This window comes from Enterobacter cloacae complex sp. SHL012, assembly GCF_049237505.1.
Classification (GTDB): domain Bacteria; phylum Pseudomonadota; class Gammaproteobacteria; order Enterobacterales; family Enterobacteriaceae; genus Enterobacter; species Enterobacter kobei.
Map to the genome: position 1 here is coordinate 404,099 of NZ_JBMKIZ010000003.1, position 22,442 is coordinate 426,540.

General features: G+C 54.7%; 20 protein-coding genes. 13 read left to right on the top strand and 7 right to left on the bottom strand.

Annotated elements, in window-relative coordinates:
• Positions 1 to 26 precede the first annotated feature (26 nt).
• Positions 27 to 2,984 carry an autotransporter outer membrane beta-barrel domain-containing protein gene (locus tag ACOTY9_RS13055; RefSeq protein ID WP_180253787.1) on the top strand — a complete coding sequence of 986 codons (2,958 nt, stop codon included), beginning with the start codon at positions 27 to 29 and terminating at the stop codon, positions 2,982 to 2,984.
• A 61-nt stretch (positions 2,985 to 3,045) separates the two neighbouring features.
• Here the strand turns inward: ACOTY9_RS13055 and ACOTY9_RS13060 are convergent, their stop codons facing one another.
• The gene (locus tag ACOTY9_RS13060) at positions 3,046 to 3,573 is read right to left on the bottom strand and encodes a helix-turn-helix domain-containing protein (protein WP_348565959.1); all 528 of its coding nucleotides are present in this window, start codon (positions 3,571 to 3,573) and stop codon (positions 3,046 to 3,048) included.
• A gap of 672 nt (positions 3,574 to 4,245) precedes the next feature.
• Here ACOTY9_RS13060 and pgaA point away from each other — a divergent pair.
• Genes pgaA through pgaD form a run of 4 tightly spaced genes read left to right on the top strand, consistent with a single transcriptional unit; the run spans position 4,246 to position 10,394 of the window.
• Complete coding sequence (gene pgaA, locus ACOTY9_RS13065; protein ID WP_348565918.1) at positions 4,246 to 6,684, top strand: poly-beta-1,6 N-acetyl-D-glucosamine export porin PgaA; 2,439 nt, start codon at positions 4,246 to 4,248, stop codon at positions 6,682 to 6,684.
• Between the two features lie 8 nt (positions 6,685 to 6,692).
• Positions 6,693 to 8,642, top strand: coding sequence for a poly-beta-1,6-N-acetyl-D-glucosamine N-deacetylase PgaB (gene pgaB / locus ACOTY9_RS13070; RefSeq protein ID WP_348565919.1), 1,950 nt, complete (start codon positions 6,693 to 6,695; stop codon positions 8,640 to 8,642).
• Positions 8,635 to 9,966 carry a poly-beta-1,6-N-acetyl-D-glucosamine synthase gene (gene pgaC, locus ACOTY9_RS13075; protein WP_023331300.1) on the top strand — a complete coding sequence of 444 codons (1,332 nt, stop codon included), beginning with the start codon at positions 8,635 to 8,637 and terminating at the stop codon, positions 9,964 to 9,966. Before pgaB ends, pgaC begins: the two co-directional genes overlap by 8 nt.
• Positions 9,963 to 10,394, top strand: coding sequence for a poly-beta-1,6-N-acetyl-D-glucosamine biosynthesis protein PgaD (gene pgaD / locus ACOTY9_RS13080; RefSeq protein ID WP_014885222.1), 432 nt, complete (start codon positions 9,963 to 9,965; stop codon positions 10,392 to 10,394). Before pgaC ends, pgaD begins: the two co-directional genes overlap by 4 nt.
• Before the next feature lie 52 nt (positions 10,395 to 10,446).
• On the opposite strand, the gene gss is transcribed toward pgaD, so the two are convergent.
• On the bottom strand, positions 10,447 to 12,309 hold the full coding sequence (gss, locus tag ACOTY9_RS13085) for a bifunctional glutathionylspermidine amidase/synthase (protein ID WP_023331301.1): 1,863 nt from the start codon (positions 12,307 to 12,309) through the stop codon (positions 10,447 to 10,449).
• 183 nt (positions 12,310 to 12,492) lie between these two features.
• Between gss and yghU the strand changes: the two genes are divergently transcribed.
• The 4 genes from yghU (at position 12,493) to ACOTY9_RS13105 (ending at position 14,739) form a co-directional block, all read left to right on the top strand.
• Positions 12,493 to 13,362 carry a glutathione-dependent disulfide-bond oxidoreductase gene (yghU, locus tag ACOTY9_RS13090; RefSeq protein WP_014885224.1) on the top strand — a complete coding sequence of 290 codons (870 nt, stop codon included), beginning with the start codon at positions 12,493 to 12,495 and terminating at the stop codon, positions 13,360 to 13,362.
• A gap of 158 nt (positions 13,363 to 13,520) precedes the next feature.
• Positions 13,521 to 13,853: a YMGG-like glycine zipper-containing protein gene (locus tag ACOTY9_RS13095; protein WP_014885225.1), complete on the top strand. Its 333-nt coding sequence runs from the start codon at positions 13,521 to 13,523 to the stop codon at positions 13,851 to 13,853.
• Positions 13,854 to 14,046: 193 nt separating this feature from the next.
• Positions 14,047 to 14,379 (top strand): type II toxin-antitoxin system RelE/ParE family toxin, encoded by a 333-nt coding sequence (locus tag ACOTY9_RS13100; RefSeq protein WP_348565920.1) that lies wholly within the window; start codon positions 14,047 to 14,049, stop codon positions 14,377 to 14,379.
• A gap of 12 nt (positions 14,380 to 14,391) precedes the next feature.
• Positions 14,392 to 14,739, top strand: a complete 348-nt coding sequence (locus ACOTY9_RS13105; protein WP_014885227.1) for a DNA-binding protein — start codon at positions 14,392 to 14,394, stop codon at positions 14,737 to 14,739.
• A 7-nt stretch (positions 14,740 to 14,746) separates the two neighbouring features.
• On the opposite strand, the gene ACOTY9_RS13110 is transcribed toward ACOTY9_RS13105, so the two are convergent.
• Positions 14,747 to 16,294 (bottom strand): methyl-accepting chemotaxis protein, encoded by a 1,548-nt coding sequence (locus ACOTY9_RS13110; protein WP_014885228.1) that lies wholly within the window; start codon positions 16,292 to 16,294, stop codon positions 14,747 to 14,749.
• Between the two features lie 257 nt (positions 16,295 to 16,551).
• Here ACOTY9_RS13110 and ACOTY9_RS13115 point away from each other — a divergent pair, with 257 nt between their 5' ends.
• Positions 16,552 to 17,592, top strand: a complete 1,041-nt coding sequence (locus tag ACOTY9_RS13115) for an aldo/keto reductase (RefSeq protein ID WP_014885229.1) — start codon at positions 16,552 to 16,554, stop codon at positions 17,590 to 17,592.
• A gap of 44 nt (positions 17,593 to 17,636) precedes the next feature.
• On the opposite strand, the gene ACOTY9_RS13120 is transcribed toward ACOTY9_RS13115, so the two are convergent.
• Together ACOTY9_RS13120 and ACOTY9_RS13125 are read right to left on the bottom strand one after the other, a co-directional pair.
• Positions 17,637 to 18,125, bottom strand: coding sequence for a TIGR00645 family protein (locus tag ACOTY9_RS13120; protein WP_014171606.1), 489 nt, complete (start codon positions 18,123 to 18,125; stop codon positions 17,637 to 17,639).
• 81 nt (positions 18,126 to 18,206) lie between these two features.
• Positions 18,207 to 18,710, bottom strand: coding sequence for an ESA_00282 family adhesion-associated protein (locus ACOTY9_RS13125; RefSeq protein ID WP_008499806.1), 504 nt, complete (start codon positions 18,708 to 18,710; stop codon positions 18,207 to 18,209).
• Positions 18,711 to 18,814: 104 nt separating this feature from the next.
• Here ACOTY9_RS13125 and ACOTY9_RS13130 point away from each other — a divergent pair, with 104 nt between their 5' ends.
• Together ACOTY9_RS13130 and ACOTY9_RS13135 are read left to right on the top strand one after the other, a co-directional pair.
• Complete coding sequence (locus tag ACOTY9_RS13130; RefSeq protein WP_014885230.1) at positions 18,815 to 19,219, top strand: hypothetical protein; 405 nt, start codon at positions 18,815 to 18,817, stop codon at positions 19,217 to 19,219.
• A 1-nt stretch (position 19,220) separates the two neighbouring features.
• Complete coding sequence (locus ACOTY9_RS13135; protein WP_014885231.1) at positions 19,221 to 19,670, top strand: hypothetical protein; 450 nt, start codon at positions 19,221 to 19,223, stop codon at positions 19,668 to 19,670.
• Positions 19,671 to 19,712: 42 nt separating this feature from the next.
• Here the strand turns inward: ACOTY9_RS13135 and exbD are convergent, their stop codons facing one another.
• On the bottom strand, positions 19,713 to 20,138 hold the full coding sequence (exbD, locus tag ACOTY9_RS13140; RefSeq protein WP_014885232.1) for a TonB system transport protein ExbD: 426 nt from the start codon (positions 20,136 to 20,138) through the stop codon (positions 19,713 to 19,715).
• A 4-nt stretch (positions 20,139 to 20,142) separates the two neighbouring features.
• On the bottom strand, positions 20,143 to 20,874 hold the full coding sequence (exbB, locus tag ACOTY9_RS13145; protein WP_014885233.1) for a tol-pal system-associated acyl-CoA thioesterase: 732 nt from the start codon (positions 20,872 to 20,874) through the stop codon (positions 20,143 to 20,145).
• A 251-nt stretch (positions 20,875 to 21,125) separates the two neighbouring features.
• Between exbB and metC the strand changes: the two genes are divergently transcribed.
• On the top strand, positions 21,126 to 22,313 hold the full coding sequence (gene metC / locus ACOTY9_RS13150; RefSeq protein WP_348565921.1) for a cystathionine beta-lyase: 1,188 nt from the start codon (positions 21,126 to 21,128) through the stop codon (positions 22,311 to 22,313).
• Positions 22,314 to 22,442: the final 129 nt, after the last annotated feature.

A 22,442-nucleotide genomic window follows, 5' to 3' on the forward strand; every position in this document is an offset into this window, starting at 1 on the left:
CACGCTAATGAGTACGGAGATAGCCCGTGAATAACTCTACATCGCATCTGCTAGCGGTTAAGACGCCGCTTTCCAGACTTTACCTCGCTCTATTTTCCGCTCCGCTGTTACTGCTTTCACCTGCCGATTTCGCACGTGCAGCGGATGCAATTTTTGATGGCGACTCGCGTATTACCGACACGCTGGGTTATACCGGAGATGTTTACGTTGGACGTAATCAACGCGGAAACCTGCTGATCGATAATGGCAAAATCACCGCCTATAACATCAATATCGGTCGGCTGTTCGACGGGCAAATTTATGAAAGCATGGTCACGGTCCGTGGGCCAAACGCAGAACTTAACGCAGTGAACGATCAATACGTCCTGCGCGGCGACCTCAATCTTGGCCTCGGCACCCTCCGCGTCGAAGAGGGCGCGCTCGCCAGCGCAAAGGAGATCGTTGTCGGCACCACCCGCGGCTACGATAGCCACCTTATCGCCACGGGCGCCGGGTCTCGTGTGACCAGTAACTTTCTTAGCGTAGGCACCGATTTGGGTGCACGATCCACGCTGTTGATTGAAGACGGCGCCGCGCTCAGTACCGCCTATGATGCGCGCATTGGGAATGGTACCGGGCCGGATGAAACCGACACGCTGAGCCCGAAAGCCACCGTCACGGGGAGCGGTTCCCAGTGGAATGTTGGCCGTACGCTGTCGCTTTATGGCGATCTGGACGTGCTGAACGGCGGGGCAGTTACCGTTGGAGGCGTGCAGGTGGCGGGCGTATCCGGGGCCAGGAAGACTGCTGAGCTGGTTATTGCGGGCAAAGACTCGCGTTTTACCAGCGACAGTAATGTGAGCGTGGGTGATTATGGCAATGGCGTGCTGTCGGTTATAGACGGTGGTTCATTTTCCGCTGGCAGCAATACGCTGATCGTGGGGGAATCGGGTTCTGGCTCGAACCGGGGCGCGCTAATCATCGGCAGCCGAGGCAACATGGACACCGGCACGGGTTTGACTGAGCCAACACTTGGCACAGCCGGCGGCGCGGGTACCCTCGATTCGAACACGGCGATCAGCCTACGGGGCGGGCTATTCGGCAGCTATGTCTACTTCAACCATACCAACGAAAATTACGTCTTCAGCAACAAAATGAGCGGCGAAGGTGAGGTGATCAATACTTCCGGGCAGACAACGCTGAACGGCGATCTTTCGGCCCTTCAGGCGAACGTGACCGCGCGTGGTGGCAAAGTCATTATTGCCAGCAACATCAACACCCAGCCAGAAGACGATATTTTTGATGTTCAGACCCTTAGCGCCGAGAACGGCGGTACGCTGATCCTCAACGCGACGGCAGGATCCGACGTTAACAACGGGCAGGGTTACAGCAGCGCCGCGTCAATCAAGGCCGGCGGCACACTGGGGGGGAACGGCACGCTGGGCCAGACCGAGATCCTGTCCGGCGGGCATATCTCTCCAGGGGATGGCGACATCGGCACGTTGACGCTGAAACGGTATCTGAATTTTGTGGGCGAGTCTTTCTATGACGTCGATATCGCCGGTGATGGCCGCAGCGACCAACTACTGGTATCAGGCAAAACGACCATCAGCGATCAGGCTAAAGTACAGGTCACCGCGCTGGATCCTCAAACCAGCTACAAAACAGGCCAAAGCTATCGTATTTTAACCTCCGACGGGGGAATTGACGGTCAGTTTGCCGGAGCGATTTCCAAATCCGCCTTCCTGGACGTGGCGCTCAAGCAGAGCACCGACGCCGTTGATCTGACCATCGCGCAGAAAGAGACCGGCGGCGAGAATCCTGGAGGCGAAAACCCCGGCGGTGAGAACCCGGGCGGTGAAAATCCTGGCAGCGGCAAGCCGGGAATTTTCCAGACCGTGGCCAAAAGCAGCAACCAGTGGAATACCGCTGGCGCGCTCTCCACGCTGACGCAAAGCGGCTCGTCGCTGGCGCTTTATAACTCTCTCCTGGTGCTGAGCGCGCCGGAAGCGCGCGAGGCGTTCAACCAGCTTTCCGGTGAAGTTTATCCGTCAATGCAGTCCAATCTCATCGCCGGCAGCACGCAGGTGTTTAACGTGTTAAACCAGCGTATGCAGCGCGCGTTTGATAACAATAGCCTGCCGATACCGCCGTTAGCGATGTCGCTGGTGCAGCAGCCGGAACCGCAAAACAATGGCGTCTGGGGCCAGACCTTCAGCTCCTGGAGCCGAAACAGCGGCGACGGTAATGTGGGCAAGCTGGACGGCAACACTACTGGCTTCCTGCTGGGGGCGGACCGCAAGCTGGCGGACCATAACGTACGTGTCGGTGGCTACTTCGGCTACAGCCGCGGTGATTACGACGTAGACAGCCGTCGTTCCTCAACGAATACCGACAATTATCACCTTGGTCTTTATGCGGCAGGTCAACAGGATGCGTTCTCTCTTCGCGGTGCGCTGGGCTACACCTGGCACAAGATCGAAGGCGAGCGAAATGTTGATTTTAGCGGCTTCTCGGATCGGCTGAAGTCGGATTACGACGCCAACTCACTGCTGGCGTTCACCGAAGCGGGCTACCGTTTCGGCCAGCCAGCGATGAATGTTGAACCCTTTATTAACCTGTCCTGGATTCGACTGCATACTGACAGTTTCAGGGAAGACGGCGGTGCTGCCGCGCTGAGCGTAAATAACGAAACGATGAACACCTTCTATTCTACCCTCGGGGTGCGTGGCGTGACCGAGCTGCCGAAGAACGTTAACCTCTACGGTTCGTTAGGCTGGCAGCACGCATATGGCGATAAGAATACCTCTTCGCGCATGGCGTTTGCGGGCAGCGACGCGTTCATTACACAGGGGCAGGCCGTGGATGAGGACGTGATGGTGGGCGATATCGGCGTGAGCGTACAACTATCGCGTGCTGCGACCCTGGATGTGGGTTATCAGGGGCAATATGGTGCGGATACCCGCGTCAATTCGGTTAACGCGAATCTGCGCTGGTCGTTCTGAATTATATCCATTCAATGAACCCGCCCTCGTGGCGGGTGTTTGCTTTTAGCTTCTGACGCATTCAGGGATCGTTCCCAATCACATCCAGCAGTTTATTTTTAAAGATAAACAAACACGCCTCATTGAAGTTCTCCGCCTCCAGCCGTTCCGAAAGCGCCGTTCGTTTGCGGTAGAGGCTTTTCACCGACGTATTCAGCTCATCGGCAACGGCTTCCATCGACATCCCTGCCCTCAGCAACCGCAGCATGATCGCCTCGTGCGTGCTAAGCCGTAAGTTAAGCAGCCATTTGGTTGTCAGACGCCTGCCCTTCATGTTGAGCACCAGATTAAACAGCGACGCCATATCCGGCGCGGTGAGCGACGTGTTCATAAACAACTTCATACTGAGTAGATTCTCTTCGCGATGTCGCATATCCAGCATAACGCAGCAGATCGTTTTCCTTGTTCTGGCCGGATGGCGTATCAGGTAATCATATAAACGGAGCGGAGAACGACTATCAATCAATACAGAGTATTCGTCGGCACCATTATCAAATATGTTTCTGTCAATCGAGTCGAGCAGGATAATATCTGGAAAAAAAAGCCTCATGCCCCTGACAAGATAGCGATCCTGAGTCACTAACACTATTGAAGTTGCCACTAACCATCCCTTTTAGATTAAAGCAAGAACGCTCCTTCCGAGAGAAGGCCGCCTTCGTTTTATAGCGCTGTCATATTAACGACAAATGTATTCTGGCTTTGAACATCCCTCAATACACACATTGATGAGTAAGACTTCCTGTAGACCATCATTCAATGTCTGACATTAATTATAAATAAAAAACAATCTCAGAAAAGACACTTCGCTAAACATTAAGAATTTTTGTCATGAAACTTCCCAAACATGCACAAGAAAGTACTTTAATTGATGCTTCCAGGCCTCATTAAAAATATAAACAAATTTGTCACAATAAAAATAAAACACTTAAATATCATAATGTTATAAATACAAAACCCCTTCAATATAATCATAAAAAACCGCTCACTACAGAATTATCTCAAAACCACCCACCCTCTATTCACCATATTTATCCGGCAACATATCAGGTGTACATTACCGTTTACCCAATCCACCGAGATAAGGATCCATAATTACCTTTAAGTAAGTACCCCATAACGTTACTGCATTCAGATTTAATGTTCTCATTTATCGCCTTTAACGCACAGTTAAAAGGCAGCCGTGTTATGCAATGGATTCATGATAAACAAATGGCAAATAGATATGGAAAGATCGCTTCGCTTCAATACGTTATTCTTTTATCGCACCCCAGGATTATTGTTACTGTTATTACTCTTTCCTGTTCTGGTTCAGGCAACGGAATCCGTTTATGAACAACAGATTCAACAGGCGCGTAACGGTAATTACACGCCGTTTCTTGATTATCTGCAGCATTATCAGCAACAGCACGCCCTGACGCCTGAACAGGTCGCAGACTGGTTACAGGTGGCATCCTGGGCAGGTCATGATGATGAGGTGATTGAGGTCTGGCATCGTTATGGCATTTATATGCCGCTGCCCGCTCGCGGCGTTGCTGCCGTTGCCCAGGCCAGGAGAAATCAAAAAGCGTGGCAGCCAGCCTTATCGCTCTGGAAAGAGGCGTGCAGCCTTGCGCCGAATAACGATGATTATCGTATCGGCTATATCAAAACCCTGGCCGATGCCCGCATGGATGCACTCGCGCTGCAGGAAGCCCGGCAGCTGGTCACCCAAAACCCCACTCAGGCGCATCTTCAGACGCTCTCGTATGTCTGGTTACGCCAGGGAAAAAGCTGGGATCGGCTTCTGGCGGACACGCGCGCACTGGCTACCGCGCCAGAGAATAATGTCCTGCTCAGCGAGCTTGTCGACGCCCTGACGGATAACCGCGTGAATACCCCCGCGCTCGTACTTTCACAGCGGGTGCCGCTGTCCCCGGCGGAGCGTCGCCGTCTTGAGCGTAACGCCGCCGCCGAAAGGGTTCGCCTTGCCGATGTGCCAGGCAGAACAGAAAAGGAGCGCCTGCAGCTTGCGCAATCTGCGCTGAATCGTTACGACGTTCTGCTTTCTCGCTGGAAAAGCGAGCCGCAGGCGGCGGAAGATGTCATCCTTGCGCGTATAGACCGGCTCGGCGCGCTGTACGCCCATGCTGATTATCCGCGGGTCATCAGCGAGTATCAGGATCTTACGGCAGCGCAGCACCCGGTGCCGGACTGGGCAATCGGCTGGGTTATCTCCGCGTATCTGCAGGAGAAAAACGCCGATGCCGCCTTCTCGCTTCTGCAACGCTATCCGCAATACGCCGCCGATCCGCAGGACGAAGAGCACGCACTTTTCTACGCCTGGCTGGATACCGGGCAGTATCGGGCCGCCCGCCAGTATGTAGAGCGCCAGACCCGTAACGTCCCCTGGACCCGCTACGATTTCGGTTCCCCTACCCCTCAGCCGAACGATCGATGGCTCACCGGGCAGTCTCTCCGTTTTAACTATCTGCTGGCGACCCATGCCCTGCCGGAAGCCGAAAAGCTGTCTCAGCGTCTGGCGACAACGGCGCCGGGCAACCAGGGATTGCAGATTGACTACGCCACTTTGCTACAGGCGCGGGGCCTGCCGCGTGCGGCCGAGCAGAAGCTGAAAATGGCGGAGGCACTGGAGCCATCAAATCTGGAGCTTGAGCAGCAGCAGGCTTACGTCGCCATGGATCTACAGGAGTGGCAAGAGATGGATTTACTGGCCGACGACGTGCTTGCTCGCGCACCGGTCGATCGCAGTGCCCGTCGTCTGGACAGGCTCAGAACGGTTCATCATATGTCCGAGCTTCGCCTCAATGCGAGCAAGGGTTTGCACTCCGATAACCCCGTCAGCGGTACGCACGACCTGAACTGGGACGCCACGCTCTATGGCCCGCCAGTTGCGGATAACTGGCGGCTGTTTGCCGGCACCCGCTATGCAGAGGGTAATTTCGATGAAGGCAAAGGCACCAGCCGCCACCTCCTGGGCGGCGTGGAATGGCGGCCTCGTGACCTCCAGCTCGAAGCCGAGCTTTCCAGTAACCGCTATCACGGCGCGAACAAGCCGGGGGCTCGCCTTTCCACAACTTACTTTCTCACCGATAACTGGCAGCTCAGCGGCAGCCTTGAACGCGTAGCTCGCACCACGCCCTTACGGGCATTACGCAACGGGATTAGCGCCAACCGGGGGGAAGGCGGCGTGCGCTGGTATCAAAACGAGCGACGTGAGTATCAGTTTAGCGCCGCCGTCAGCCGCTTCTCAGACCACAACCGCCGTCAGGAATACACCCTTACGGGTAAGGAGCGTCTCTGGCAAACCCCGTCCCTGACGCTGGATCTCGAACCGGGGATCGCCGCCAGTAAAAACAGCCTGCGGGACACGCTCTATTACAACCCGGCGCGGGATCTGTCCGTAACGGCCGCTCTGTCCGTCGATCATGAGATGTATCGCCATTACGACACCCTCTGGAGCCAGCAGTTCGTGGCAGGCGGCGGCAGCTACTGGCAGAAAAATCAGTCCGCCGGGGCCATCACCCTGCTGGGCTACGGACAACGCATCCAGTGGAACAACGTCATCGATACCGGCGTGATGCTGAACTGGGATAAACGCCCTTACGACGGCAAGCGCGAGAGCAATCTCTCCGTCACGTTTGATGCGACTTTACGCTTTTAAGGATGAATATGCTGAACATACGTTTTTCCGTGAGTGTGATACTCATTGGCTGGTTCTGCCTCAGCGCGAGCATTTGCGCCCAGGCACTCCCGTTTATTGCCCCCAAAGAGAGACCCCAGCTGGAGGCGAGCAAGCCCTGGCCAACGAATCGATTTCTGGTGCTGGCCTACCACGACGTCGAAGATGATGCCGCCGACCAGCGCTACCTCTCCGTTCGCACCAGCGCGTTAAACGAGCAAATAAGCTGGCTTTTGCATAACGGCTATCACGCCATCAGCGTGCAGGACATTATGGATGCCCATGACGGAAAAAAAACGCTGCCGCCGAAAGCCGTTTTGCTCAGTTTTGACGACGGCTACAGCAGCTTTTATACCCGCGTCTGGCCACTGCTTCAGGCCTGGAACGTCCCTGCTCTTTGGGCACCGGTAGGCAGTTGGGTGGACACGCCAGCGAATCAAAAGGTCAATTTTGGTGGTCTGATGACGCCCCGCGATCGCTTCGCAACGTGGGACATGGTGCGCGAGCTCAGCCAGTCTCCGCTGATTGAGATCGGCTCACATACCTGGGCCTCCCATTACGGTATCGTGGCTACCCCTCAGGGAAGCCGCGAGCCTGCCATCGCCAATCGCTTTTACGATAAGGCGACGGGTCGCTATGAAACCGATCGGCAGTTCAGCCAGCGGATCGGCGACGACGTGCATAAAGTGACCGAGAAAATCACGCAGGTGACGGGCAAAGCACCGCGCGCCTGGGTCTGGCCTTACGGTGCCGCCAACGGTACGTCGCTCGCCATCGCCAGACAACAGGGTTACCAGCTGGCCTTTACGCTGGAAGACGGTCTGGGGGACGTAAATGACCCTGGCAACATTCCCCGTCTGCTGATCGCCGGTAATCCTTCGCTAAAAACCTTTGCCAGTACGGTCAGCCAGATCCAGGAACACGATCCCGTTCGCGTCATGCACGTCGACCTCGACTACGTTTACGATCCCGATCCGGCCCAGCAAACCCAAAATATCAACAGGCTGATCCAGCGAGTCTACGACATGAAAATCAGCCATGTTTTCCTGCAGGCGTTTGCCGACCCGCAGGGCGATGGTCGGATCAAAGCGCTCTATTTCCCCAACCGTCGGCTTCCGGTCCGCGCCGATCTGTTCAATTTTGTCTCCTGGCAGCTCCAGACCCGTGCGGGGGTGAAAGTCTTCGCGTGGATGCCGGTGCTCTCGTTCGATCTCGATCCCTCCCTGCCGCGCGTGCAGCGTCGGGATCGTCAAACGGGCCAGCTGCACGAGGCCACTGAACCTTATATCCGGCTCTCCCCGTGGAACCCGCAGGTTCGCCAGCAGGTGACGGACATCTATGAAGATCTGGCCCGCTATAGCACCTTCAATGGGATTTTGTTCCATGACGATGCGGTGCTGACGGACGTTGACGATGCCGGACAAGACGCCGCTCAGGACACAACGCGTCAGAAAAGCCGTCTGCTGATGGGCTTTACCCGTGCGCTGGGCCAGGCGGTGAAGCACATCCGGGGACCGCAGATCAAAACCGCACGCAATATGTTCGTCTTACCGATCCTTGAGCCTGAAAGCGAAGCCTGGTTTGCACAGAATTTTGATGATTTTCTGGCGACCTATGACTGGACGGTGCCGATGGCCATGCCGCTGATGGAGTCCGTTCCGGCGAACGAAAGCGACGCCTGGCTGACGCGTCTGGTTAACGTGGTCGCCGCTCGTCCCGGCGCGCTCGATAAAACCATTTTCGAACTGCAGGCCAGAGACTGGGAGCAAAAAACGCAGCGTGCCGTTTCCGATAAACAGCTTGTCCAGTGGATGCGCGTTCTCCAGCTGAACGGCGTCAAAAACTACGGCTACTACCCCGACGATTTCATCAACAACCAGCCTGATATCTCCCGCATCAGGCCTGAATTTTCTTCCTACTGGTACCCTGACAATGACTGATCGCATCATCGCTTTTTCTATTTTGTGTCTGGTATTCGGGTTGCCTTTAGGCGTGGCCGCCCTTTTTACCGGCGAACTGATTCTGGATTTTGTGTTCTTCTGGCCGCTGTTCATGTCCGTGCTCTGGGTCACCGGCGGACTCTATTTCTGGTTTCAGCTTGAACGCCACTGGTCGTGGGATAAAGAGACCCCACCACCCTCGCTCGCTGGCGAGCCGCTTATTTCCATTCTGATCCCCTGTTTCAATGAGGAAAGGAACGCCAGAGAGACCATCAGCGCCGCGCTGGATCAGCGGTATAAGAATATAGAGGTTATCGCCATTAACGATGGCTCTTCTGATAACACGGCGGACGTGCTGCAGCAGCTGGCGCAGGAGCAGCCGCGCCTGCGGGTAATTAACCTCGCGGAGAACCAGGGAAAAGCCGTCGCGCTAAAAGCGGGTGCCGCGGCAGCCCGGGGCGATCTGCTGGTCTGCATTGATGGCGACGCCCTGCTCGACCGCGACACTGCGGTTTATCTGGTAGCCCCGCTGATTCAGTATCCTCACGTCGGCGCGGTCACCGGCAATCCGCGCATTCGCACGCGATCCTCGCTGATTGGGCGCATTCAGGTGGGCGAGTTCTCGTCCATTATTGGCCTTATCAAACGCACGCAGCGGATCTATGGCCGGGTCTTTACCGTGTCCGGCGTCATCGCCGCCTTTCGCCGCCAGGCGCTGGCGGACGTCGGGTACTGGAGCCCAGATATGATCACGGAAGACATCGACATAAGCTGGAAGCTTCAGCTGCGCCACTGGGACATCTTTTTCGAGCCGCGGGCGCTGTGCTGGATACTGATGCCGGAGACGCTCAAAGGCCTGTGGAAACAGCGCCTGCGCTGGGCTCAGGGCGGCGCGGAGGTTTTTCTGGTCAACCTTCGCAAGGTTGTGCGCTGGGAACATCATCGCATGTGGCCCCTGTTTCTGGAGTACGCGCTGTCCACGCTGTGGGCGTTCGCTTACGCGATGACGGTACTGCTGTTCATTATCAGCCAGGTCGCGCCGATTCCCGCCAGGCTGACCGTTGAGACCCTGTTCCCACCCGCGTTCACCGGTCTGCTGTTGGGCGTCATGTGTCTGCTGCAGTTCCTGGTCAGTTTGTTCATCGAGCGGCGATACGAGCGGAAGGTGGCAAGCTCGCTTTTCTGGGTGATTTGGTTCCCGATGGTGTACTGGATGATTGGCCTGTTCACTACCCTCGTCGCGTTTCCGAAAGTCATGCTTAAACGTCAGCGTGCCCGCGCGCGCTGGATCAGTCCGGACCGGGGAAAAGGAAGCATTCAATGAACGAAAATACCTTAATTTTGACTGAACATCGGCTGTTACCCCGTCTTTTCGATGCCGCGTTAACTCTGGTGGCGTGGGGAGGATTTCTGTTTTTCCTGTATGCCAGGCTGTGGATGCAGTTAACCGAAGAGAGTGAACACCGGTGGAGCGTCATTATTGCCTCCTTTAATACGGTGTTGATCTATTTGCTGTTCGCCGCGCTTAACGGATGGCTGCTGATTTTGTGGTATCAGTACAACCGCCGCCGCACGCATGTGAGGCGTCGTCAGCCGGGCTATTTTCACCAGGAGGAGCTGGCCCGCAGCTTTAATGTCTCACCACAGATCATCTCCGAGATGAGCCAGTACAACCTGCTGACGGTCTATCACGATCGGATTGGCCGTATTATTGATCTAAAGATCAGTCAACAGGACGAGGAAGAAGAGTGAAGAAACGTCCCCGCAGAATGGTCTGCGGGGAGCTATTTCGAGCGGTTCTGAGTTACTTATCCTTCACCACAATCAGCGGTTCAATATCGCTCTCTTTCTTCACCACCAGCGAGTCATCTCCGCGCAGACAGGTGCCGCCGTAGTTCCCGCCGACGGTAAAGGTGCAGACCTGAATGTACTTGCCGTCAACGTTTGGCAGGCACCACAGCTGCTGGTAAATGTTTTTGCGATCGATAAACTTACCGCTGGATTTATCCAGCAGTTCGTCCTGGGCACTAATGAGATCGATATTGCTGCCGCAGCGTCCGGCAATCGGCTTGACGGCATAACCGGTCTGCTTCAGCAGGTCGTTAACCTCAAAATCGGTGTCGAGCAGGTAACGGTGGTTCGGGAAAAGCTGCCACAGTACCGGCAGAATGGCTTTGTTACCCGGTATCACCGTCCACAGCGGCTCAAAGACCAGCACTTCCGGACGCAGCAGGACGTCGATCAGGCGCACTTCACCCTCGGGATGTCCGGTCCGAATCGGCACGGCAGCATATTCGGTTTCGCTGACCTCGCGGATTTGCTCTATCGCCGTTTCCCACGCCCAGGTTTTCCACACGCAGTTGACGTGGCGACCTTCGTCGTCAATCAGCTGCCCGGCAGCATCCCAGCTCAGCGCCCCCAGCCCGTGCAGAATTTTGGTTTCAAACCCGGCCTGCAACAGTGAACGCTGAATAAAGAGCGCGTGATAATCCTCTTCGACATCGTTGTCCTGCATGATGTGCACGAACGGACGCGCGTGGCTGTGTTTCCACGCGCCGGTCAGCTCTTCCAGCAACCCTTCTGCCGGGTTATGACCGTGGCCGCGATAACCGTTTTTCACCCACTCTTCGAGAATCAACCCGCCCTCGGTATGGCAGGACGCGGAGTCGGCATTGTACTCGTAGACCTTAATCCCGCGCTCATCCATGCAAAAATCCATACGGCCGGTGATCATATGGTGACGACGCCACTGCCAGGAGAGGCGCAGGCGCGGCCAGAGGATTTTGGGAATGTCGAAAAGCGCCAGCAAATTGTCGTCTTTCAGCACCTTGTCCGTCGCGTGCAGGTACATCAGGTGCAGTTCGTTGGTGGCCTTGATCAGCTCCTGCTCGGCGCTTTCGGTGATGGTGAAGTACTGGCAGGGATCTTTATTGATCACATGACCGTTCGCGCGGATATACGCCTGCTGCAGCGCGTCATTTTCGTTGAGCCATTTTCCGTCGAACTGACGTTTGTTTTTCAGCCGCGCACCGCGAATTTTCAGCAGTTCGCCGTCGATTTCCGGCTGGGGAATGCTGTGTTCCGTGTCGTCGGTCTGGATCATCCAGCCGAGAATTTCCGTGTCGCTGAAGGTGTCATGGATTGTGTAACATCCGTTCTCCACGCTCAGCCGCAGCTCGCGCGTCCACTGCTGCCCGAGCGGCAGCGGGGAGTGCAGGACGTTCTGCTCTGCAATGCGCACCTTGTCGTCCAGAAGCTGGGTGATTACCGCCACGTGGCCGGTCTCATGAAACTCTCCGCCCTTTTGCCAGATCAGCAGCGCCCCGGCGCGCGGCGCACGCTTCGAGCCATTGGCAAACGCCTGAAGGGGCAGAATGTTATCGTTCACTACCTGACGCAAAAAGCGCAGGGAGAAGATCTCCCACGCCATGCCGACGTCGGTAAACACGAAACCATAGTTGAGGAACAGGAAACGGCGGGCAAACTCAACACACTGCCATTTGTGGCCCATGTATTCGTTGCCGATATAACTGCGAAAATCCGCATCTTCCGGGTATTTTCGCGGGTCCAGACTGCCGTAATTTGAGGAGTAAATCGCCACACCACCCGGCGCATAGCCTAACAACGTCCCGAATGGCGCATCACTGCTTAACTTTCCTTTACGCATGTATCCAACCTAAAACAGGCAGGCGGCAATTTTTTGAAGGGTTGTCGTCGTCTGCACGTTGTAATTAACCTGACAGAGGTGGAATTATCATACACCTGCCCTGTCCATTACGCTCGCATCGTTAAACGGTTCCCCTGCCACCTGCTAAACTGCCTCAACACAACACCAAAGAGGCAGGCCAACATGTCAGACGAAAACACCTATCAGCCACCGAAAGTGTGGGAATGGAAAAAGAACGGCGGCGGCGCGTTCGCCAATATTAACCGCCCGATTTCGGGCGCGACGCATGAGAAAGATCTCCCCGTGGGCTCCCATCCGCTGCAACTTTATTCGCTGGGAACACCTAACGGCCAGAAAGTGACCATCATGCTTGAAGAGCTGCTGGCGCTGGGCGTGACGGGCGCGGAGTATGACGCCTGGTTGATCCGCATCGGCGAGGGCGATCAGTTCTCCAGCGGGTTCGTTGAAGTGAACCCGAACTCGAAAATACCGGCGCTGCGGGATCACTCCACGACCCCACCAACGCGCGTCTTTGAATCCGGCAATATCCTGCTCTATCTGGCAGAGAAGTTTGGTCACTTCCTGCCGAAAGATCCGGCGGGACGCACCGAAACGCTGAACTGGTTGTTCTGGCTGCAGGGCGCGGCGCCATTCCTGGGCGGCGGTTTTGGTCACTTCTACAACTACGCGCCAGTGAAAATTGAGTACGCGATCGATCGCTTTACCATGGAAGCCAAACGCCTGTTCGACGTGCTGGATAAACAGCTGGCGCGCGGCCGTTACGTGGCGGGCGAGGAGTACACCATCGCGGATATGGCGATCTGGCCATGGTTTGGCTGCGTGGCCCTGGGTAGCGTCTATAACGCCGCCGAGTTCCTGGATGCCGAAAAGTACACCAACGTCCAGCGTTGGGCGAAAGACGTGGCGAACCGCCATGCCGTGAAGCGTGGACGCATCGTTAACCGCACCAGCGGCGAGCTGAACGAGCAACTGCACGAACGTCACGCAGCGAGCGACTTCGATACCAACACGGAAGACAAGCGTCAGGCGTAATGCTTTGCCGGGCGGGCCACCGCCCGGCAGATGAGATCCTTGCCAGGGGCATGATTAGCCTAAAGGTTGAGCCGCAATTGCTGGCACTATCTGGCCGTTTTTCTCGCGCAGATGTGAGAAACGACGTATCAATCGACAGCAGTCACAAAGGATCTGTTATGAAACTTATTAAAACAACGCTGGTCATCAGCGCTCTCCTTTTTTCCACCTCGGGAATGGCCATCGACAAAACCGCCGCTGGCGCGGTAGCGGGCGCCGCCATTGGCGCGGCCACAGGCAAAGATCTGAAATCCACCGTCGGCGGTGCCGTTGTTGGCGCAGGTACAGGTGCCATGTTCAAAAACGGCGAAAAAGGTAAAGACGCACGTAAGGGGGGTGCCGTGGGTGCCGTCGTTGGCGCAGGAGCGGCTGCCGTGACGGGCAAGAGTGTGCTGAAAGGAGCGGCCGTGGGTGCGGGCACGGGTGCACTGATTGGCGAAGCGACCCACTGATAAGTATTGCCGGGCAGCGCTGCGTTTGCCCGGCCACAGCGTTGTTCAATAATCCCCCCCCTGCCAAATCTCTCGTTTTTGCGATCCGCTTTCTGAAAATTATCTTCCCACTCAGTTATTACGATGCAAACAATTGCCTGTCGTAGCCTGAAGATTACAATGCTTTGCTTATCGTAAACTACAGGCTACAATAATGGCTAACGTTAAACACTACATTACAGCTGATGGATATGATCCTTTTGATGCATATCTGCGAAGTTTGAAAGATCCCATAGCAAAAGCCATGATTGCCACGCGTGTCGCCAGAATGTCGACGGGTAACTTTGGCGATTGCAAACCATGCAGAGAGAGTGTTTCAGAGCTCAGAATTCACCGGGGACCCGGTTATCGTGTCTATTTTAGTGAAGTCTCCGATCCGGCAGATGGCGCAGTATGTCTGGTGCTATTGACTGGAACGAAAAAAAAGCAAAATGCAGACATTGAAAGGGCCGTTGAGTACCTCAACGACTACAAGCGCAGAATATAAGAGGAAATCGCAATGGCTAAATCAGTACTTCATGATGACGCAATGGTACAACTCCTGAAAGATTCTCCGGATTTCGCGCCCGTCTATCTTCACCAGGCTTTCATTGAAATTGACGAGCCAGGAGGCTATGAGGCGTTCATGCTCGCCTTACGGCATGTGATCGAAGCCTCTGGCGGGATGACTGTTATTGCAAAACGTGCTGGCATTTCTCGCGAATCACTTTATAAATCACTCTCACCAAACGGTAACCCCTCATTTAAGCGTATCGCAGAAGTGGCATCTGCAACGGGATATCCGATTTCTCGAATTGCAACAGCAGGGTTAAACGATAATACAAGGCCGCATCAGGCGGCCTTGTAACGTTGTGTTATGCCGTCAGGCGGAACTTCTGCACCGAACGCTGAAGCTCTTCGGTCTGACGTTCCAGCGCGGCGGCTGCCGCGGAAACCTCTTCCACCAGCGAGGCGTTTTGCTGGGTGACGCCGTCCATCTGCGTAATGGCAATCCCGACCTGCGAAATGCCCTTGCTTTGCTCTTCAGAAGCGGAAGCGATTTGCTTCATAATGGTCGTCACTTCCGTCACGTCGCGTAAGATGGCATCCATGGTCGTGCCCGTGTCGCCCACCAGCTGTGCCCCCTGTTCTACGCGATTAACCGAATCAGCAATCAGCCCCTCAATTTCCTTGGCCGCGTTGGCGCTGCGGCTTGCCAGATTACGGACTTCCCCCGCGACGACGGCGAAACCGCGGCCCTGCTCGCCTGCGCGTGCCGCTTCAACGGCTGCGTTGAGCGCCAGGATATTGGTCTGGAAGGCAATACTGTTGATGACGTTGGTGATTTCAGCAATTTTCTTCGAGCTTTCGGAAATACCGCTCATGGTGGTAACCACCTCTTCCACCAGCGAACCGCCGCGGCTGGCAGTCGTTGAAGCCACATCGGCAAGCTGGCTGGCCTGACGCGCGCTTTCCGCGTTCAGTTTCACGGTGGCGGTCAGCTGTTCCATGCTGGCCGCCGTCTCTTCCAGTGCGGCAGCCTGCTCTTCGGTACGCGAAGAGAGATCGTTATTGCCGCTGGAGATTTCCGTCGCCCCGCGCCAGATATTTTCACTGCCCGAGCGAATCGTACTGACGGCTTCACGCAGGCTGTCCTGCATGGCACTCAGCAGGGGAACCAGTTGTCCCACACAGTTGCGGCCGAACGGCGCAATGGGCTGGCTGAGATCGCCCTGGGCAATCTGGCGGAACTGCTGGCGGATACGCTCCAGCGGTTTTACCAGCATCGCCACCAGGTAACGGTCGGTAAAAAGCAGAATCAGCAGACCGATAATCGTGGCGACGATAATCACCGTGCGGGTCATACTGGTCAGGCCGTCCACCACCACGCGGGTACTGTCGAGCGTGTTCGCAGCGGCAGTGTTGAACGCCTCGGCAGCCGCACCGAACGCACGGCTCAACGGTGGCGTGACGTTGTTGGCCTGCTGGCGGTAGCCTTCCAGAGCCCCCTGCTTCGCCTGCGCCATTTGCGGCGTCACGCCCTGGTCGAGCAGCGCCTGCCAGGAGCCGATCACCCGGGATGCGATCGCCTCATCCATCGGGCCGGGTGACATCGCTTTCATCTCGGCCAGTTTCTTGCCCATGTTATCCAGCGCCTGTTGGGCGGAGGACAAATCGGGCGTGCCGCCAGCGGCTTTGACTTCCATTGCGCGGCTCAGGCGGGTCACGAAGCGGAAATACTGATCGTTGCCCTGGCTCAGTACCGTCATCTGTTTCACCAGATGGCGATCAACTTCATTGCCCTCTGAAACGCGTGACAAAGACCAGGTGCTGTACAGCCCAACGCCCGCCCACATTAAACAAAAGATCCCGAGAATCGTCAGCATGACGAAGCGGATCGTGAAATTACGTAGCATATTCATAAGATTTCCTTGCCGTGAGGGTGAATTCGCCCAGAGGCGAGTACTCCTCTCTTTATCGGCAGGCAGCGCGGAAATTATAACCTTTTGTGATTATTTTTAATTAGCGCGGCTTCACAGGTCACACAGCCAGGGTTAATTATTACCTTTCAATATGAAGGGGTTAAACCCTGTCATCGCTTCTGTGAACAATTTATGATTTGATAAACGCAGAATAAAAACGCTGTTTCGAAAATTCATTAAATAAGAAAGGAGACATCATGTCCTGGCACCCTTCCCCTGACCGCTACGAGAACATGCAGTACCGCTATTGTGGAAAGAGCGGCCTGCGCCTGCCAGCGCTGTCGCTGGGTCTGTGGCATAGCTTTGGCCACGTCCAGCCTCTCGATGCCCAGCGCGCACTGCTACGTAAAGCCTTCGATCTCGGCATTACCCATTTCGATCTTGCCAACAACTACGGCCCACCGGCAGGGAGCGCAGAGGAGAACTTTGGCCGCCTGCTGCGAGAGGACTTTGCCGCGTACCGCGACGAGCTCATCATCTCCACTAAAGCCGGTTACGACATGTGGCCGGGGCCGTACGGTTCAGGCGGTTCACGCAAATACCTGCTCGCCAGCCTCGATCAAAGCCTGAAACGCATGGGGGTCGAGTACGTTGATATTTTCTACTCCCACCGCGTGGATGAAAATACGCCGATGGAAGAGACGGCCTCAGCGCTGGCCCACGCCGTGCAGAGCGGCAAAGCGCTGTACGTCGGGATCTCGTCCTACTCAACGGAGCGCACTCAAAAAATGGCCGGGTTACTGCGCGAGTGGAAGATCCCACTGCTCATCCACCAGCCGTCCTATAACCTGCTTAACCGCTGGGTCGATAAGACCGGATTGCTGGATGCGCTGGAAGCAAACGGTACGGGGTGTATTGCCTTTACCCCGCTGGCGCAGGGTCTGCTGACCGGGAAATACCTGAACGGCATTCCGGAAGGTTCACGCATGCAGCGAGAAGGGCATAAGGTGCGCGGGCTGACAGAGAAGATGCTGACCGACGCCAACCTGAGCAGTCTTCGTCTGCTCAATGATATGGCACAGGCGCGTGGCCAGACCATGGCGCAAATGGCGTTGAGCTGGTTACTGAAAGATGCGCGCGTGACGTCAGTGCTGATTGGTGCCAGCCGTCCGGAACAGCTTGAGGAGAACGTGCGGGCGCTGGATAACCTGCGCTTTACAGAGGACGAGCTCACGCGGATTGACCAGCATGTTGCGGATGGGGAGTTGAATCTGTGGCAGGCGTCGTCGGATAAATAGTGCAGATTGATGCCCTCTCCCCTCTGGGGAGAGGGATATGCACTTTACTTCTTACTGATCTTATCCAGATACCCCATCACAAACGCCGACAGCACAAACGTCAGGTGGATAATCACGTACCACATCAGTTTATTATCCGGGACATTCTTCGCGTCCATAAACACGCGCAACAGGTGGATAGAGGAGATCGCCACAATCGACGCTGCCACTTTATTCTTCAGCGACGAGGCATCCATTTTGCCCAGCCAGTTGAGCTTCTCCTTGCGCTCGTCGATATCAAGCTGGGAGACAAAATTCTCGTAGCCGGAAAACATCACCATCACCAGCAATCCCCCCACCAGGGTCATATCCACCAGCGACAGCAGAACCAGAATCAGGTCCGCTTCGGCAATGGAAAAAATGTTCGGCAGAACATGCAGGATTTCCTGAAAAAACTTAATCGTCAGCGCGATAAGTGCCAGCGAAAGGCCAAAATAGACGGGAGCCAGTATCCAGCGGGAGGCGTACATGGCATTTTCAAAGAAGCGTTCCATAAAGTCCTGTTTGCAAAAGAAACCAGCGCCCAGTATATCTCAACGGCGCTGGCTATTTGCAAGAACTCAACTGTTCATGACTTAGACGTTGTCTGGATTAACCTCCGGACGCGCATACTCCGGCCAGACCAGCACCACAAGTTCGGGGTAGGCTTCCAGACTGAACTCACGAAAACACTGGCGAAGGTTTAATACGTCCAGGTCTGAATACGAGACCTTCTCTCCGTTAAGACAGCGCTTTTTGATATTGTCGTAATATTTATAAACCGCTGAATTCAGGTCGCTGCAACGACGCTGCGCCTCAAACAGACCGGGCGTGTCATTAATTTCGGACATTTTCATACGCTTAATTGTCGCGTGTAAAAAGTCGATATATTCGTGATTCACCCGCCAGTACCAGACAGGCGTAACAGAGTTCATCAAAACAGAGAAATGGTCTTCACCTTCCTCTTTTGTCATCAGTTCAGGCTGTGGAGGTTCACTGGTGTCTTTCGACACTTTCGTTTTATTGAACTCCTGCATCAATAAAAGCACACCAGCGGTCAGTAATAGTAATGTGATGACCGTAAAAAAGATGCTGTTCATGGGTTGGCTCCATTTTTTTTGATTTTAAAATTGCCTCATGATATTGTCAACGAATCTCACGCCTTTACCAACCCCACCCTGTTGAAAATAAAGGAAATTAAAAAATGCTGCCCGACTATCTCGTCCCGGCTAAGTACCACATTACGCCTGTGGAACAGCAACCGACGGAAGAAGAAAAAAAGGCCAGTTTCACTCAGGGGAAAAGAAAGCTCTCCGATTTCGAGCCTGATATATTAATTGGTGTTTCCCGCACTGGCAAATCCCGTAATATGTTGCTGGAGGAGCACGATCGCCATATAAAAGACCGCTTATTTCGCGCTATAAAAATTGAGGCCTTCGTCCACCTGCTGAATGACCTCCAGGCTGAAGGCGAAATAGATGCCCAGAAACTAAGTCAAATAATGGCTGAAAAAACAAAAGAAATAAATGAAGCGGGCAATGAAATTTGGCTTAATCTAATTACGCGTGAAAAAAACAACCCTATTTTTTATACCCTTGGGGAAGATTAACGTGAAAGAAGTTAAAGACAACGACGTTTATTTGACTTTAGATGATAAAAAAAGTGATGAATTTATCTTAAAGCAAAATCTCGACGCCCTGAGAAACACAAAAAATATCGAGATGACGCGTATTACGCAAGACCTGGTATCGATTCCGGCGACGCTGGTGCGGCTGAAATGGCAGAATCGCCGCGAGATTTACCCGCTACAGGTCAAAGAAGAGATTTACGGTGCGGTGATAAATAGCCTCATCGAGCAGCAACCCGAGCTGAAAGAGAAGCTGCTGGGCCGGCTAGAGGCCAACTATCAGTATCTGCTTGCCAGAGAAGTCGCCACCCTGCGCCTGACGCGCAAGCTGTCAGCCGGTGAGTACCGTACCTCAAACGTCACCTGCGTTGCGCTCGACGAAGACACGCTGGCAACCTCCTCTGCCGCGCAGACGGATAATAAAAACGCATAAACCGACAGACATAAAAAAAGCCGGCTTTCGCCAGCTTCTTTACTATTTTTTGGCCGCTTTCTCTTCGCCGACCAGCCCAATCTTCAGATAACCCGCCTGATGCAGCGTGTCCATCACCTTCATCATGGTTTCGTAGTCGACGGTTTTGTCCGCACGGAAGAAGACGGTGGTGTCTTTCTTGCCGCCGGTTAGCTGATCCAGCGCCGGAATAACCGAAGCATCCGTTACCGGGTCGTTACCCAGGAACATCGATTTATCCGCTTTCACAGAAAGATAGATGGGCTTTTCCGGACGCGGCTGCGGCTGGCTGGACGAGGCCGGCAGATTCACCTTCACGTCCACCGTCGCCAGCGGCGCAGCGACCATAAAGATAATCAGCAGAACCAGCATGACGTCAATAAACGGCGTCACGTTGATCTCATGCATTTCACCGTTATCGTCCAGATTTTCGTTTAGACGCATCGCCATAATATCAACCTACGCGCAGTTTAGACGCCGCATGCACCGGTTTCACGGCGCTGGCATTCAGGTCGAGATCGCGGCTTTGTAGCAGCAGAACCTGAGCGGCAACGTCACCGAGCGTGGCTTTGTAGCTGCCAATCATACGCGCGAAAATGTTATAGATAACGACTGCCGGAATCGCCGCGACCAGACCAATCGCCGTCGCCAGCAGCGCTTCTGCGATACCGGGCGCAACAACCGCCAGGTTGGTGGTTTGAGTCTGAGCGATACCGATAAAGCTGTTCATGATGCCCCAGACCGTACCGAAAAGACCGACGAACGGCGAAATTGCGCCGATGGTAGCCAGATAACCATTACCACGTCCCATGTGTCGGCCAACGGCCGCAACGCGACGCTCCAGACGGAAACCGGTACGCTCTTTAATGCCTTCGTTATCTTCACTGCCAGCGGAGAGTTCCAGCTCGTTCTGCGCTTCGTTCACTAACAGGGTGGTCAGGCTTTTTGCGTGGAAGGATGAGGTCATATCAGACGCCTGATCCAGAGAGCGGGCTTCTGCCAGCTGCTGCTGTTCCCGCTTGAGGCGACGCTTCTGCGAAAGCAGCTCGGCGCTTTTGCTGAAGAAGATAGCCCAGGTGACAACGGACGCCAGAATCAGGCCGATCATCACAATCTTAACCACGATGTCAGCATGTTGATACATGCCCCAAACGGAGAGATCCGTCTGCATCAAATTATTACCCACTCTGTATCTCCAGGACGCAAATCACAAAATCTGAACGTAATAATATCAAAACGTCGTCGAATTGATAGTAGTTCTCATTAGTATTTGCATGGTGCCGTAATTTTCGCTCACTTTCCTTGCGCTTACGCAGTAAAAATTTCTTATGCGGTTTTTTGCTAATATTTTCTGCTTATTCGATAAGCATGCGGGTGCAGTTTTTCACAATCGTGGTAGTCTGGACGTCCAGACGTATAAAAACAGGGTTAGCGAACATGACTAAGAAGCATCTTGATACCACGCTGGTACAGGCCGGACGCAGCAAAAAATATACGCAGGGTTCGGTTAACAGCGTGATTCAACGCGCCTCCTCCCTGGTGTTTGACACCGTTGAGGAGAAAAAAATCGCCACGCGTAACCGCGCAAAAGGCGGGCTGTTTTATGGCCGTCGCGGCACGCTAACCCATTTTTCTCTGCAGGAAGCGATGTGCGAGCTGGAAGGCGGTGCGGGCTGCGCGCTGTTCCCGTGCGGTGCGGCTGCGGTCGCCAATACCATTCTGGCGTTTGTGGAACAGGGCGACCATATCCTGATGCCCAACACCGCCTATGAACCCAGCCAGGACTTCTGCACCAAAATACTCAGTAAACTCGGCGTCACTACCGGGTGGTTCGATCCGCTGATTGGCGCAGGCATTGCCGAACTTATTCAGCCAAACACGCGCATCGTGTTTCTGGAGTCTCCCGGTTCAATCACCATGGAAGTGCACGACGTACCGGCTATCGTGAAGGCCGTGCGCAGCAAAGCGCCGGAGGCGATCATCATGATCGACAACACCTGGGCGGCGGGCGTGCTGTTTAAAGCGCTGGAATTCGACATTGATATCTCGATTCAGGCGGCGACGAAATACCTGATTGGCCATTCAGACGGGATGATTGGTACAGCAGTGTCTAACGCGCGCTGCTGGGATCAGCTGCGTGAAAATGCCTACCTGATGGGCCAGATGGTCGATGCAGATACGGCCTACATGACCAGCCGCGGTATCCGCACGCTGGGGGTTCGCCTGCGTCAACACCATGAAAGCAGCCTGAAAGTGGCAGAGTGGCTGGCTCAGCATCCACAGGTTGAGCGCGTTAATCATCCTGCGCTTGCGGGCAGTAAAGGCCATGAATTCTGGCAACGTGACTTTACGGGCAGCAGCGGGTTGTTCTCGTTTGTGCTTAAAAAACGGCTAGATAATGACGAACTGGCAAACTATCTGGATCACTTTACCCTCTTCAGCATGGCCTACTCCTGGGGCGGTTTTGAGTCCCTGATCCTGCCTAATCAGCCGGAGCAAATCGCGGCTCTGCGCCCTGGCGGCGAAGTGGACTTCAGCGGCACCCTGATTCGCCTGCACATCGGTTTAGAAAATGTGGACGATTTAATTGCGGATTTATCAGCAGGGTTTGAACGTATCGTGTAGAGTGCTCGCTGAAAATGTACTCCCCGGACGCTTTTCTTAACACTGCAAGCAGAAAAGTCTGCATGAGTTGCGCCTGCGATCAATCCCGGCAGGTATAATTGGGAGTACAATAGCGTTATCTCTGCTGTT

Excerpts from the sequence above, each read along its gene's own strand:
- ACOTY9_RS13060 (WP_348565959.1), bottom strand. The coding sequence starts at position 3,573 with ATGAGGCTTTTTTTTCCAGATATTATCCTGCTCGACTCGATTGACAGA.
- pgaA (WP_348565918.1), top strand. The coding sequence starts at position 4,246 with ATGGAAAGATCGCTTCGCTTCAATACGTTATTCTTTTATCGCACCCCA.
- pgaB (WP_348565919.1), top strand. The coding sequence starts at position 6,693 with ATGCTGAACATACGTTTTTCCGTGAGTGTGATACTCATTGGCTGGTTC.
- pgaC (WP_023331300.1), top strand. The coding sequence starts at position 8,635 with ATGACTGATCGCATCATCGCTTTTTCTATTTTGTGTCTGGTATTCGGG.
- pgaD (WP_014885222.1), top strand. The coding sequence starts at position 9,963 with ATGAACGAAAATACCTTAATTTTGACTGAACATCGGCTGTTACCCCGT.
- gss (WP_023331301.1), bottom strand. The coding sequence starts at position 12,309 with ATGCGTAAAGGAAAGTTAAGCAGTGATGCGCCATTCGGGACGTTGTTA.
- yghU (WP_014885224.1), top strand. The coding sequence starts at position 12,493 with ATGTCAGACGAAAACACCTATCAGCCACCGAAAGTGTGGGAATGGAAA.
- ACOTY9_RS13095 (WP_014885225.1), top strand. The coding sequence starts at position 13,521 with ATGAAACTTATTAAAACAACGCTGGTCATCAGCGCTCTCCTTTTTTCC.
- ACOTY9_RS13100 (WP_348565920.1), top strand. The coding sequence starts at position 14,047 with ATGGCTAACGTTAAACACTACATTACAGCTGATGGATATGATCCTTTT.
- ACOTY9_RS13105 (WP_014885227.1), top strand. The coding sequence starts at position 14,392 with ATGGCTAAATCAGTACTTCATGATGACGCAATGGTACAACTCCTGAAA.
- ACOTY9_RS13110 (WP_014885228.1), bottom strand. The coding sequence starts at position 16,294 with ATGAATATGCTACGTAATTTCACGATCCGCTTCGTCATGCTGACGATT.
- ACOTY9_RS13115 (WP_014885229.1), top strand. The coding sequence starts at position 16,552 with ATGTCCTGGCACCCTTCCCCTGACCGCTACGAGAACATGCAGTACCGC.
- ACOTY9_RS13120 (WP_014171606.1), bottom strand. The coding sequence starts at position 18,125 with ATGGAACGCTTCTTTGAAAATGCCATGTACGCCTCCCGCTGGATACTG.
- ACOTY9_RS13125 (WP_008499806.1), bottom strand. The coding sequence starts at position 18,710 with ATGAACAGCATCTTTTTTACGGTCATCACATTACTATTACTGACCGCT.
- ACOTY9_RS13130 (WP_014885230.1), top strand. The coding sequence starts at position 18,815 with ATGCTGCCCGACTATCTCGTCCCGGCTAAGTACCACATTACGCCTGTG.
- exbD (WP_014885232.1), bottom strand. The coding sequence starts at position 20,138 with ATGGCGATGCGTCTAAACGAAAATCTGGACGATAACGGTGAAATGCAT.
- metC (WP_348565921.1), top strand. The coding sequence starts at position 21,126 with ATGACTAAGAAGCATCTTGATACCACGCTGGTACAGGCCGGACGCAGC.